Genomic DNA, 12,741 nt, shown 5'->3' on the forward strand with positions numbered 1-12,741 from the left:
GCTCAGTCCCTCGCTCGTTCGAGCACCCACGCGGGCACGGGTTTGAGATCGCGCACCAATCCCACTGCGGCGAGCAGGCGCAAGCCGTAGTAGGTCAGGTCGATCTCCCACCAGCGGAATCCCTGACGGGCGCTGCCGGGGAAGAAGTGATGGTTGTTGTGCCAGCCCTCGCCGAAGGTCAGCAGCGCCAGCCACAGGTTGTTGCGGCTGTTGTCGCCGGTAGCGAAACGGCGGCGGCCGTAGCGGTGGGCGAGCGAATTGATCGTGACCGTCGCGTGGAACAACACCGTGGTCGATACGAAGAATCCCCACACCAGCATTTGCCAGGCGCCGGTGCCGAGCTGCGGCGCGACGGCCTGCAATGCGGCGCCCAGTGCGAACAGGCCGAGCGCGAGCAGCGCCGGCACCAGCGTGTCGTAGCGGTCGAGCCAGCGCAGTTCCGGGAACGCGGCCAGGTCGGGCACGCGGGACAGGTCCGTCCGGAACGCTTGCGGCGTCAGAAACCACAGCATATGGCTGCGCCAGAACCCTCGTTGGACCGGCGAATGCGGGTCTTGCGCGGTGTCGGTATGGCGATGGTGGTGGCGGTGATGCGCCGCCCACCACAGCGGGCCGCGCTGCACGCTCGACGCGCCGATCACCGCGAAGGCGAACTGCACCGGCCGCGAGGCGCGGAACGTTCGATGGGAGAAATAGCGATGGTAGAAACCGGTCAGCGCGAACATGCGCACGACGTACAGCGCGGCGGCGACCGCCAGCGCGATCGGCGAAACGCCGGTCCACCATGCGCCCAGGCAGCCCAGATGCATCGCCACGAACGGCGCGGCGCGCAGCCAGTCGACCCGCTCGTCGCGCTCGCCGCCGGCCGCGGCGCCGGGGGCTTCGCTTTCGGTATCGACCCAGCGCCGCGCCGTGCGCAGCGCGCCGTCGAGCGCGCCGCGTCGGGACGCGATCGGTGCCGGGGAGCCGGGTGGAAGCGGAGAACGCGTTCGCATGGCGCGGTCCAGACGGGATCTGACCGGACCTACGAGCCCGCATCGCGGGCGGATGCACTCGGTTGCGGCGGATGTCGCGATGCGCGACCGCGACGCCCGTCACCCTCGCGCGCGCAGTCGCGGGCCCGTGCAACGGGCCGCGACTGCGTTTGCCGGGCGATCAGATCGCGCCGATAGCGCCCTTGGCCACGATCGGGCCGGTAGGCGCGGCATGCGGGATGCCTTGCGCAGGTTCCAGCGTCACCGCCAGCGTGCTGCCCGGCGTCAGCTTGTCGAGCAGGGCGGCCGGCACCGCGACCGAATGCGCTTTCTCGTTCGAGACGAAGCCCAGCGAGCGCGGCGCCTCGCCCTTGGCGATGACCCACAACTCGCCGACCCGGCCCTGCGCATCGGCGGGCGAGGGGATCGGCACCATCAGCACTTTGCCGGCGCGCTTGTCGACCGAGGCCAACCAACCGGGCTGGCCGTCGTCGCGGGTCAGCGGCGTCACCGGACGCGCGACGTCTTCTTCCTGCGCGACCGGCGGTGCCGGCGGCGGCGGCACCGGCGCCGGCGGCGCGCGCCCGACCACGAACAAGGCCACCGCTGCGACCGCGGCCACGCCGGTCAGGCCGCGCCACAACGCCAGGCTGTTCCAGCCGCTCGAGCGCGGTTCGTCCGCGTCCCACCCCAGGCGCGCGCGCACGCCGCGCCACAGCCGCGGCGGCGCGTCGGCAGCGGGCAACTCCTGCGCCAGCAGATTCAGGCGCTGCTCCCATTGCGCCACCAGCCGCGCGAACGCGGGCTCGCTGCGGATGCGTTGCCGGGTCTGCGCGCGGGTGTCCGCGTCGAGCACGCCCAACACGTATTCGCCGGCGCGCACTTCCGCGCTCGGCGGTTCTTGATCGGTTTGATGGTCGCGGATGTTCATTGTTCCAGGCACGCCCGAAGCTGCAACAGGCCACGACGGATCCAACTCTTGACGCTGCCGACCGGCGAACCGGTGCGCTGAGCCAGTTCTTCGTAAGTGGTGCCTTCATAGAAGGCGGTGCGGATCAGCTGGCGCCGCCGCGGTTCCAGCGCCTGCATGCAGGTTTGCAGCAGTTCGGCCTCGCTGACCGCCTCGGCGCGCGCCGCCGGCGTCGGCTCGCCGTCGTCGAGCTCCTCCGGCAGTTCGATGCTGGCGCGCTTGAACGCGTAGCCGCCGCTGCGCATGCGGTCGATCGCCTTGTTGCGCACGATCGCGATCAGCCAGGTCATCGCCGAGGCCTTCTGCGGATCGTACTGATCGGCCTTGTGCCAGATCGCAACGAACGCGTCCTGCAGCACGTCTTCGGCTTCGGCGCGGTCGGGCATCAGCCGCAGGCACACGGCCAGCAGCGCGCTCGAGGTGCTGCGGTACAGGGCTTCGAACGCGGCGCGATCGCCGAGCGCCGCGCGCAGCAATCGCGCCTGCGCTTCGGAAGCCGTTCGTGCCGCGGAGTCTTCGGGAGGCGAAGTCATCGATGGACGCACCGGAGGGGCCGCGTTGGCGGCGAGCGACAAGTACACTACGGGAACGCCACCGATCCGGCAAAGCGGCCACGTCCGCACGACCGTGCCGGGCGACGGCCGAGACCGCGGCAGCAACGACGCCGACCGCAGCGCCGGGCTCATGCGCCGCACCGTTGCGTCAGCGGCGCCGTGGCGGCGGCCTGCGCGTCCATGTCGGGCGCGGCCGCGTCGGGCGGGAACCGCACCAGGACCTTGCGATAACGTCCGGCGTCGTCGCGGATCGTGCTCAAGCCCGAAAACGACTTCAGCCGGCGGCTGGCGGCGTCGTAGACCAGCTCGATCTCCGGCGCCGCGAACGCATACCAGGCGTCCATGCGCAGACGCACGCGCAGTTCTGCGCGCGCGCCCGGGCGCGGCGCCTCGGGCTCTGCGCGGAAGCGGTAGAACGCCAGCCTGGACGGAATCAGAAACGGCACCGAGACGGTTTTTCCCGCCGCCAGCTGCGGCCAGATTTCGCCGATCCGAGCGTCGAATCCGGCGTCGGCGACCGCGCCTTGCGGCACCTGGATCGTCGCGCTGCGTTCGCTTTCGCGCGGCGGGCGCGAGTACACGATGCGCTGCCCCGCGCGGCTGCGCAGGCCTTCTCGATAACCGTCGCGCGCGTCCTCGAAAGCGAAATCCGGCGCCGCCGCGCCGCGGCCCTCGTCGAGGATGCGGCGCGCGAACGCGCGGCCGTCGGGGCAACGGAACAGGGCGATCTTCTCGACCGACCCGCCTGCGCGGCGCGTCCAGTGGCTTTCGCGATACAGCAGGCGGCCGTCCTGCGGCGAGAACGCCAGGCCTTCGTAGTACGAGGGCGCGCCGCGCGCCTGCGCCAAGGGCAGGGCGGCGAGCGCGCACAGCGCGGCGACCTTGAACATGCGCACTCTCGGAACGTGATGGTGCTCGTACATACGCGGCGGCATCGCCTCGAGATGCAGCGCGCCTGTCTTAACTCACTGAACGGCATCGGCGGCCGCGCGCGCATCCATGCGCATCCGCGCATCGCCGCGCTGCGTAGCGAACCAGGCTAGCCCGATTCAGCCCCCTGTCCAGGAGCATGTCCATGAACTCTCGCAGCGCATCCGTACTCGCCACCGCCGTTCTCCTTCTGTCGACGACCGCGGCCGCCCACGCGCAGGACGAGGGGGCCTGGTCGGGCTTCTATCTGGGCGGAAACCTCGGCGGGGCGGACCCCGACAGCAGCGGCAGCAGCCGCCTGCGTTTCGATACCAATCTCGACGGCGGCTTCGGCGACACGGTCCGCACCGCCGCCGGCGCGGACGCGTTCTCGCCGGGATTCTGCGGCGGCGCCGCGGGCGGGCGCACGCCGGCCTCGGGTTGCCGCGGCGACAAGGGCGGCGCCGAATATGGGGTGCGCGGAGGCTACGACTGGCAGCGCGGCCGCTGGGTGTTCGGCGTCGTCGCCGAATACACCAAGAACGATGCGCGCGACAGCGTCAGCGCCTTCAGCACCACGCCGGCGTTCTACACCATGACCCGCGACCTGGATACGACCCTGGCGCTGCGCGGCCGGGTCGGCTGGAGCCTCGGCGCGCGCGGCGACTATCTGCTGTACGCGACCGCCGGCGCGGTGCGCGCCAATGTCGACCACAGCTTCGTCACCAGCAACACCGCCAACGCGTTCGGCCCGACCGGCGACGACCGCGCCTACGGCTGGCAGGCCGGCATCGGCCTGGAACGCAAGGTCCTGGACCACTTCACGGTCGGGCTGGAATACCTGTACACCCGCCTCAGCGACGACGACTACCGGGTGCGGGTCGGCCGCGGCACCGCGCCGGCGACCAATCCGTTCCTGCTGGTCAACCCGTCGGGCACCGATCTGCGCCGCGCCGACGAAGACTTCCAGATCGGCGCGTTGCGGCTGACCGCGACCTATCGCTTCTGAGCCGCACGTTGCGCGAACGCAGGATGCAGGACGGCGCGCGCAACCGCGTGCGCGCCGTCCGCGCGTGCGCGCCGCCCGCATCGCACGGATGCGGGCCAGCCGCTGCGTTCGCCGCACGCGACTCAGTAAGCGCCCGGGTTAGCGTTGAACGTCACCGGCACGGCGACGACGATGCAGCCGCCGGCGGGCAGCGCGCTGGCGGTGAGGCTGACCGTGTTGCCGCCGACGGCGCCGCCGGCACCGGCCGAACAGGTGCCGCCGCCGCTGCCGGTGCAGGTCCACTGCGCGTTGAGGGTGGCGCCCGGCGGCAGGGTGTCGCTGATCGCCGCGCCGTTGGCGGCATCGGCGCCGGCGGCGTTGCACGCGGTCAGGGTGTAGGTCGCCGAACCGCCCGGGGTGTAGGTGCCCGCGCCGTCGCTTTTGACGATCGACAGCCGCGCCGCGTTGGGCCGGTTGGTGAAGGTGCACACGACGGTCTGGGCGCGGCCGTTGGCGGCCGCGCCGGTCACCGAGACCGGCAGGGTGATGTTGACGCTGGTGCCGGTGCCGGTCGCGACCGCCGCGCCGGCGCCGTTGACGCAGTTGTAGGTCGCGGTGTACTGGCCCGTGGTCGCCGCGTTGGGCACTTCGGCGACGGTGGTGGTGATCGCAGTGGTGGCGATGTTCTGGGCGACGGTGAGGTCGGGCGCGCCGGAGGCGTTGTTGTGGTACAGCGTGCGGAAGCCGGTGGTGCCGTTGTGGCCGGCGTTGACCGCGAACGCGGTGCCGCCGATGCCGAGGTCGAAACGGCCGCTGTCGCTGGTCGGATTGAGTTGCTTGATGACCTGGATCGCCGGCTTGATCTCGATCATGTAGTCCTCGACCTCGCCGCTGTCGACGCGGCCGGTCGGCGTGGAGGCGCTGAGCTGGCTGCCCTGGGTCGCGCGCAGGCGCACGTAGCTGCGGCCGGCGGTGGTGGCGATCGGCACGGTCCAGTTCAAAGCGGTCGAGGTGGCGCCGCTGGCGACGGCGTTGCACACGCCTTCGGCGGTGTCGAACACGCCGTTGCGGTTGAAGTCGATCCAGCCGCAGACGGTGCCGGCGGCGGTGCTGCCGCTGAGCGACGGGGTCAGCGTATAGGTCTGGCCGATCAGACCGGTGTGCAGGGTCGCCAGCGGCGTGCTGAGGCCGTCTTCGTCGCCGCCGTCGCCGTTGCCGCCGTTGTTGTCGCCGCCCGCGGCGACCGCGTTCGGGCTCGGCGTCACCGCCGGGGTGGTGTTGAAGACGTTGACGTTGTCGGCGTCGACCGTCGCGCCGAGGCGGATGCCGTCGACGATGTGGCTGGCGGCTTCGGTCGCGTCGTAGCTGGCCGGGGCGTCGCCGAAGTCCTCGTCGACGGTCGCGGTGACCATGTAGCCGTCGTCGCCGAGCGCGTTGCCGATGGTCGTGTTGAAGACGTTGCGCGCGCCGGACATGCCGACGGTGAAGGTCACCGAGGTCACGGTGCCGTTGACGCGCACGCTGCCGCAGCCGGCGAACTGGGTCGCCGGCGCGGTGATGGTCGTGCAGTTGGTGCCGTTGTAGGTGGCGTTGTTGACGTCGACCGCGGTGCCGACGCCGCCGCCGGCGAGCGGCCGCAGATTGACCGCGCCGGCCAGCGTGGTCAGGGTCGCGCCGGCGGGCAGCGACGAGGCCAGGGTGTGGGTGACCCGGCCGGCGGTGATGGTGACGGTGTCGCCGGTGATGCTGCGCACGCTGCCGAGGCCGAGGAAATGCAGGGTCGGGTTGGTCACCGGCCGGCTGAAGCTGACGGTCAGGGTGGTGCCGATGTCGGGGCAGGCGACGGTGGTGGCCGCGTTGCTGGCGAAGTTGCAGGACGCGCCGATGGTTTGCAGCTGGATGCCGGTGGTCGTGGTCGGCACGTTCGGCGTGAACATCGTCGCCGCCGCGCCGCCGAGCGTGGTGATCGGGACGTTGTTGGCGACGATCTGCACGTTGGTGCCGCCGGACAGGGTGTAGGTCGCGGTCAGCGTCGAGGGATACGGCTTGGTCGAAGCGCCGGCGGTGCCGGTGGTGCCGGTCGCGGTCGCGTTGTTGAGCTGCGCGGCGCCGGCCGGCAGGCCCGATGCGATCGCCAGCAAGCTCGCCAGCGCCGTCGCCAGCACGATCCGCGTGCGGCGCTGCGGCGCCGGCCCATGAACATTCCCCATTCTCGATCTCCTGAGCATTCCAATGCGGTGCGGTCGCCCGCCGCCTGCCGGGTCCCCGTCGCTGCAGCCGCGGTGTGGCGTCGTCCGCTGCGAAGACCCACGTCGCGAGTACCGGCGCGCGCGCCGGTCCCCGACCGTTCGCGCGGGCGGCGCGCTCGTCGCGGCCGCTCAGACGCGCGAGCGTCGTCTGGCCGAAACCTCGGCGCCGGCAAGGTCGGCGACATGTCCCCTGAAGCAGGCCTTCAGATTAGAGCCTTCCGGCGTGAAGAAGAAAGCGAAGTTGCCATGCGAATCGGCGCACACTTTTATCGGCTTCGCGTCGCGGAAATACCGCGCCGCGTCGGCATCGCCCGCGCCGGGAACGAGCGCGGCCATCGCCGCGGCGCGTTCGCGGACCAGGCGCTGCACCGCCTGCGGTTGCGACCAGGCCTGCTTCAAGGTCTTCAGCGCCGGAGTCGGATTGAGGGTGGCGTCGGTCAAGGCGATCACCTCGGTGGAGTGCCCCTGCCACTGCGCCGCGCCGCGGCAGCGACCGTGCGCGCGGTCGCAATCGAGCAGGCCGAAGGTTTCGTCGATGATCGAAATCGACGAGGGCGCGAGCGGCAGCAAGCGCAGAAGCTCCGCATCGTTGGCCGCCTGCAGCGGCGACAGCGGTTCGCCCATGCCCTGACTCGGGTCGTAGCGGACTTGCGCGCTGACCACCTTGAGGTCGCGCAACTTCTTCACCAGCGCGTCCAGGGCGCGGTAATGCGCGCGCAGGCACAGGCGCAGCGGTTGCGGCTGCGGCTCGCCTCCATGCAGGCGCCACGGATCCAGTTCGACGATCGCGCCGGCCATGCCGCGCGACAGCTTGATCCGTTGCAGACCCTCCAGTTTGAGCACACCCCTGACATCCCGCACCCAGGCCGGATCTCGCCCCATCGCCGCACCCCAACTGCTTTTTTGATCTGCTCGCGCAGCGCCGTCGAACCCGGCCGCCCGCGCCCGAACCGGAACGCGTCGAACGACGCGCCGGCGGCGGCGGGTGGGCGATCGGCACGACTTCCCGCCACATTCGGTACAGCTCGCATACTGACTCACGGCATGCGCTGCAACCATCGATCGCTCTGAAATTCTTTGATCCATTACTGGAGCAATGTTCCCCGCATGCAGCTACTCAACGACATGGAACTGTTTATGGAAGTAGGCAAGGCGATGAGTTTTCGCGGCGCGTCCGCGGCGATCGGCGTGCCGATCGCGACCTTGTCGCGGCGAATTTCCCGATTGGAAAAACACATCGGCCTGCGCTTGTTCAACCGCACCACCCGCAAAGTCGAACTGACCGAAGCCGGGCAGGCCTATTTCGAGCGCTGCAAACGCATCGTCGAAGACGCGCGGCTGGCGCACGAGCAGTTGGGCGAAATGCTCGCCCGCCCGAACGGGGTGCTGCGCGCGTCGCTGCCGGTGGACCTGGCGGTCGACTTCCTGGCGCCGCTGATCAGCCAGTTCGCGCGCGACTATCCCGAGATCCGGTTCGAACTGGACTTGACGCCGCGCCGCGTCGATCTGGCCAGCGATCCGGTCGACGTCGCGATCCGGATGGGGCCGCAGCCGGATTCGAACCTGATCGCGCGCCAGATCGCCAGCCTGCCTTGCGGCCTCTACGCTTCGCCGCGCTATCTGGAGCGCAACGGCGTGCCGGCGCATCCGGACGAACTGGCCGTGCACGAATGCCTGCGCATGAGCGCGGCCAGCAACGGCGGGGCCTGGGCGCTCAGGCGCGGCGACGCGGTCGCGACGATGGCGGTGTCGGGACGGTTCTCGCTCAACAGCGTCGGCATGATCCGCCGTCTCGCCGGCCTGGGAATGGGCATCGCGCGGCTGCCGTCCTTGTTGGTCGCGGCCGATCTGGCCAACGGCACGCTGCAGCGCGTCCTGCCCGAGTGGACGGCGTCGGCGGTGCCGGCCTACGCGTTGACCCAGACCCGTCTGTTGCCGGCGAAGACGCAGCGATTCATCGACTTTCTGCAAGAACACGCGCAGCGCGCCGTCGACGACGGCGAATGGCCGCCACGGTGAGCGGCGGCGCGCCGGCAGCGCATCGATGCCGCGGCCGGCGCAGGCGGCCCGGCGCGGCGGCGAAAGCGCCGCCGCGCGCAAGCGGCTTCAGTAATCGAAACGCAGGCGCAAGCCCACCGTGCGCGGATCGTTCCAGTAAGCGCGGATGAAGCCGCCGGCGTCGTCGGCCCAGTTCTTGCTCATCTTGTCGGTGGCGTTGAGCACGTAAAGCTCGGCGCGCCAGATCGACGGCGACTTCAGGCTCAGGCTGGCGTCGACCGTGGTGTAGGCCTCCTGCGCGTCGGACACGTGCGCGTTGTCGAGGTTGCGCAAGGTGAAGTACATCTTGTCCTGCCACTTCACGCTGACCCACGGCACCAGTTCATAGCCGTTTGCGAACTTGAAGGTGTGCGAGGCGTTGACCCCGGCGGTGAACTTCGGCGTCATCGGCAGGTGGTGGCCGGTGATGTCGTAGATCTGGCGGCCGGCCAGCTCCGGATTCGGACCGGAATACGGCGCGGGGCAGGGCGGGGCGCCGAATTCTTCGCGCACGCCGCAGTTCCATTCGTCGCTGAAGGTCGGGTAGTCCTTGATCTTGCTGTTGATGTACGAGAAGAAGCCGCCGATGCGGGTGTTCGGCGTGGGCAGGTAATCGAACTCGACCTCCACGCCGGGGATGTTGACGACGCCGACGTTGACGGTCTGCCACTTCTTGATGATGTCGCAGGTCGGGTTGAAGTCCGGGCACGGTTCTTCGACATGGACCTTGGCCGCGTAGAAGTCGCCGGTCACCTGCATGTCCTTGTAGCGGCTGTAGAACGCGGTGACCGACAGGCTCAGGCGCTGGTCCAGCAGCAGGCCCTTGTAGCCGATCTCGAAGTTGGTGACGGTTTCGGGCTTGTACGGGAAGAAGGTGTACTGCGGGCCGGCCGGACCGTCGATGCAGGTCTTGCCGCCGCACTTGTCGTCCTTGTCGCCGAAGCCGCCGGCCTTGTAGCCGGTCGACAGCGAGGCGAACAGGATTTCGTCGTCGGACAGGTTCTTGGTCAGGCCGAGCCGCCAGGTGACCTTACGCCAGGATTCGGAGTGCTCGTTCTCCGCCGGCGGCCCCCACAACTTGTAGGCGCCGATGCCGCCGAACGGGCCCATGCGCTCGGTCAGCTCGCGGCCGTTGTGCGCGCGAAAGCCCGGCTGGCCCGGCGTGCCCGGGTTGTACAGGCCGTTGTAGTACGCGGTCGATTCGGTGTCCCAGCCGCCGTAGACCTGGCCGCCGCGGTCGGTCTTTTCGTCGCGGCTGTAGCGCGCGCCGAAGGTCGCGGTCCAGCTCGGGGCGAAGCGCCAGTCGGCCTGCGAGAAGATCGCCTTGGCGTCGACCTGGCGATTGGGCTGGTGGTAGAACTGGCTGACCGGATAGCCGAACGGCGCGTTGACCAGTTGTTCCTGGGCGTAGTCGATCTGGTTCTTCTCGCGCATCCAGAACAGGCCCGAGACCAGGCTCAGGCGTTCGCCCTGGTGCTTGAACTGCAGTTCGTGCACGAACGACTTGTACTTGGAATCCAGGGTGATCGAGGTGTTGTCGCGCACCGGCCACACGCCCCAGTCGCCTTCGGCCGGCACCGGCAGGGTCGCGGTGACCTGCGAGGGAATCTCGTGGTAGCCGCCGTCGTCGTCGGCGATCTGGAAGCGCTTCTGCACCGCGAACGCCACGTTGTATTCGAGGCTGTTGGCGTCGTCGATGAACCAGTTGAGGTTCGAACGCACCGTGTCGATCGACATGTCGGTGCGGCCGGGCACGTTGATGTTGACGTCCCACTTGCCGCCGGTGCAGGCGAAGCGGGTGCCGGCGGCCTGGCCGCAGTCCTTCATCGCGACCTGGCCGGCGCCGTCGTTCTGAAACTTCTCGTACGCGACCAGCCATTCGACCTTGTCGCTGAACGCGTAGCGCGCGGCCAGGCGCAGCGCCCATTCGTCGCGGTTGTAGTAGTACTTGTCGCGCCCGACCTTGACGTTGCGGCGCTGGTCCACGTCGGGGATGCCGTCGGCGATGAAGCCGCGCTCGGGGATGTTGACGTCGGTGAAGTCCTGCTTCTGGTCGATCCAGCCGTCGCGCTCGACCTTGGTCGCGGAGAAGCGCAGGGCGAAGCGGTCGTTGACCGCGATGTTCTGGATCAGGTTGAGCTGGCGCAGGTTGTAGCTGCCGATGTCGAGCTCGGCGCTGCCGAAGGTGGAATCGAAGCGCGGCTTGGCCGGGATGATGTTGATGCTGCCGCCGGTGGAGTTGCGGCCGAACAAGGTGCCTTGCGGGCCGCGCAGCACTTCGACCTGATCGACGTCGAACATCAGCGCCAGCGCGCCCTGCGGCCGCGGCGAGTACAGGCCGGCGACGTGCAGGCCCACGGCCGGGTCGCCGATCTCGGTGAAGTTGTTGGCGCCGATGCCGCGGATGCTGACCTGCACGCCCGAGTCCGGGCCGGATGCGATCTGCACGTTCGGCATCTTGCCGGACAGGCCGCGCACGTCGCGCACGCCTTCGCGGGTCAGCGCCTCCTGGGTCACCGCCGTTACGGTCACCGGCGTCTTCAGCAGATCCGATTCCAGGCGCGTGGCCGACACGCGCACCGTCTCCAGCGTGGCCTTGGCTTCGCCGGCGCTGGCCTGCCCGGCGGCGACCGGCGGCTCGTCTTCGCCGGCGGCGGATTGGGCCATGACCGGCGCGGCGGCGCAGCCGAGCAGTACCGCTGCCACCGCGACGGCGATGCCGCTCGGTCGAACATCGCTGGGACGCTTTTTCATCGTTGGCTCCTGGTGGTGCGGCGTGTGCGGCGACTCGCGCCGACAGGCCCGCGCAGTGGCTGGTGCGGTCGCCCGGTCAGGGCGAGACGGGAGTGTTTTTTGCGGAGTACACGGTCTGGTTGCGTACCAGCGGCCGGGCCCAGACGCCGACGCTGAGGATGTAGAGCAAGGGCGCGAACACCAGCGACAGGCCCGCGCGCAGGCCCCAGTGGTCGGCGATCGCGCCGATCAGCAGCGGCACGACCGCGCCGCCGAGGATGCCGCTGCACAGGATTCCCGAGAACGCGCCGTGGTGCTGGCTGACCGAGTTCAAGCCCAGCGAGAAGATCACCGAGAACATCACCGACAGGAAAAAGCCCGCGGCCGGGAACGCCAGCACGGACACGTCGGCGGAGCCGTACAGCGCCAGCGCCAGGCAGGCGATCGCCAGGATCGAGAAGATCGCCAGCACCCGCTTGGAATCCAGCAGCTTCAGCAGGCCCAACCCGACCAGGCAGCCCAGCGACATCAGCCCCCAGAAGCGGCTGACCGCGACCGCGCCTTGCTCGGTCGCCGACAGCCCGTGGTAGCTGTGCAAGAACTGCGACATCCAGTTGGCGATGGACTGCTCGGTGCCGACATAGGCGACGATGCCGAGGAAGAACAGGCGCACGTCCCAGCGCCGCAGCAGGCTGCGGTAGGCCTCGCGGTTGCCGGCGCGCTCGTCGTCCTTCAACTCCACCGCCGGCAGCGGCAGCTTGTAGTTCAGCAGCGCCAGCACAGCGAAGGCGGCGCTGAAATACCAATAAAAGCTCAGCCACGCCAGCGGCTGCGCCGCCACGTCGGGGCGCTGCATGTACAGCTTGAACGCCAGCGGGCTGAGAAACGACGCCAGCCCGAACACCAGCTGCGCCATCACCGAGAAGAACGCGAAGTGCTGTTCGCCGCCGGCGGTGCGCATCAGCGGATTGATGACGACCTGCAGCAGCGCCATGCCCAAGCCGATCACGAACAGGCCGGCGACCACCGACAGGTAGCCCGGCAGCAGCGCGATCGCCAGCGCGCCGGCGAAGTTCAGCGCGAACGCGGCGAACAAGGTGGTGCGGGCGCCGCGGGCTTCGATCAGCAGGCCGCCCGGAATCGAGATCAGGCCGTAGGCGAGGAAGAACGAGAACGGCATGAAGCCGGCCATCGTCAGGCTCAGCTTGAAGTCCTGGATGGCGATCGGCATCAGCGGGCCGATCAGGTTGGTGATGAAGGAGATCGCGAACCAGATCAGGAGGATGTAGCTGATGATGATCGGCCGGTGCGTCATGGTCGCGCCTTC

At 69.5% G+C, this 12,741-nt stretch carries 10 protein-coding genes; 2 read left to right on the forward strand and 8 right to left on the reverse strand.

The window, feature by feature from the left end:
- Positions 1-2: 2 nt before the first annotated feature.
- The 4 genes from JHW38_RS03710 to JHW38_RS03725 all read right to left on the reverse strand — a co-directional run bounded on the left by JHW38_RS03710 (position 3) and on the right by JHW38_RS03725 (position 3,388).
- Positions 3-995, reverse strand: coding sequence for an acyl-CoA desaturase (locus JHW38_RS03710; RefSeq protein ID WP_207524680.1), 993 nt, complete (start codon positions 993-995; stop codon positions 3-5).
- A gap of 160 nt (positions 996-1,155) precedes the next feature.
- Positions 1,156-1,905 (reverse strand): anti-sigma factor, encoded by a 750-nt coding sequence (locus JHW38_RS03715; RefSeq protein WP_207524681.1) that lies wholly within the window; start codon positions 1,903-1,905, stop codon positions 1,156-1,158.
- A complete protein-coding gene (locus tag JHW38_RS03720; protein WP_207524682.1) occupies positions 1,902-2,477 on the reverse strand; it encodes a sigma-70 family RNA polymerase sigma factor in 576 nt (191 codons plus the stop codon). Before JHW38_RS03720 ends, JHW38_RS03715 begins: the two co-directional genes overlap by 4 nt.
- Before the next feature lie 149 nt (positions 2,478-2,626).
- Complete coding sequence (locus tag JHW38_RS03725) at positions 2,627-3,388, reverse strand: hypothetical protein (RefSeq protein ID WP_207524683.1); 762 nt, start codon at positions 3,386-3,388, stop codon at positions 2,627-2,629.
- 185 nt (positions 3,389-3,573) lie between these two features.
- Between JHW38_RS03725 and JHW38_RS03730 the strand changes: the two genes are divergently transcribed.
- Positions 3,574-4,416: an outer membrane protein gene (locus JHW38_RS03730; RefSeq protein WP_207524684.1), complete on the forward strand. Its 843-nt coding sequence runs from the start codon at positions 3,574-3,576 to the stop codon at positions 4,414-4,416.
- Positions 4,417-4,538: 122 nt separating this feature from the next.
- On the opposite strand, the gene JHW38_RS03735 is transcribed toward JHW38_RS03730, so the two are convergent.
- Both JHW38_RS03735 and JHW38_RS03740 read right to left on the reverse strand, forming a co-directional pair.
- On the reverse strand, positions 4,539-6,605 hold the full coding sequence (locus JHW38_RS03735) for a GEVED domain-containing protein (RefSeq protein WP_207524685.1): 2,067 nt from the start codon (positions 6,603-6,605) through the stop codon (positions 4,539-4,541).
- A 168-nt stretch (positions 6,606-6,773) separates the two neighbouring features.
- The gene (locus JHW38_RS03740) at positions 6,774-7,703 is read right to left on the reverse strand and encodes a hypothetical protein (protein ID WP_207524686.1); all 930 of its coding nucleotides are present in this window, start codon (positions 7,701-7,703) and stop codon (positions 6,774-6,776) included.
- A gap of 66 nt (positions 7,704-7,769) precedes the next feature.
- On the opposite strand from JHW38_RS03740, the gene JHW38_RS03745 reads away from it, so the two are divergent.
- Positions 7,770-8,663, forward strand: coding sequence for a LysR family transcriptional regulator (locus JHW38_RS03745; protein ID WP_278249818.1), 894 nt, complete (start codon positions 7,770-7,772; stop codon positions 8,661-8,663).
- 87 nt (positions 8,664-8,750) lie between these two features.
- Here the strand turns inward: JHW38_RS03745 and JHW38_RS03750 are convergent, their stop codons facing one another.
- Positions 8,751-11,435, reverse strand: a complete 2,685-nt coding sequence (locus JHW38_RS03750) for a TonB-dependent receptor (protein ID WP_207524688.1) — start codon at positions 11,433-11,435, stop codon at positions 8,751-8,753.
- A gap of 76 nt (positions 11,436-11,511) precedes the next feature.
- Positions 11,512-12,729, reverse strand: a complete 1,218-nt coding sequence (locus JHW38_RS03755) for an MFS transporter (RefSeq protein ID WP_207524689.1) — start codon at positions 12,727-12,729, stop codon at positions 11,512-11,514.
- Between the last annotated feature and the right edge of the window lie 12 nt (positions 12,730-12,741).

Origin of the sequence: Lysobacter enzymogenes (assembly GCF_017355525.1) — a bacterium.
Classification (GTDB): domain Bacteria; phylum Pseudomonadota; class Gammaproteobacteria; order Xanthomonadales; family Xanthomonadaceae; genus Lysobacter; species Lysobacter enzymogenes_C.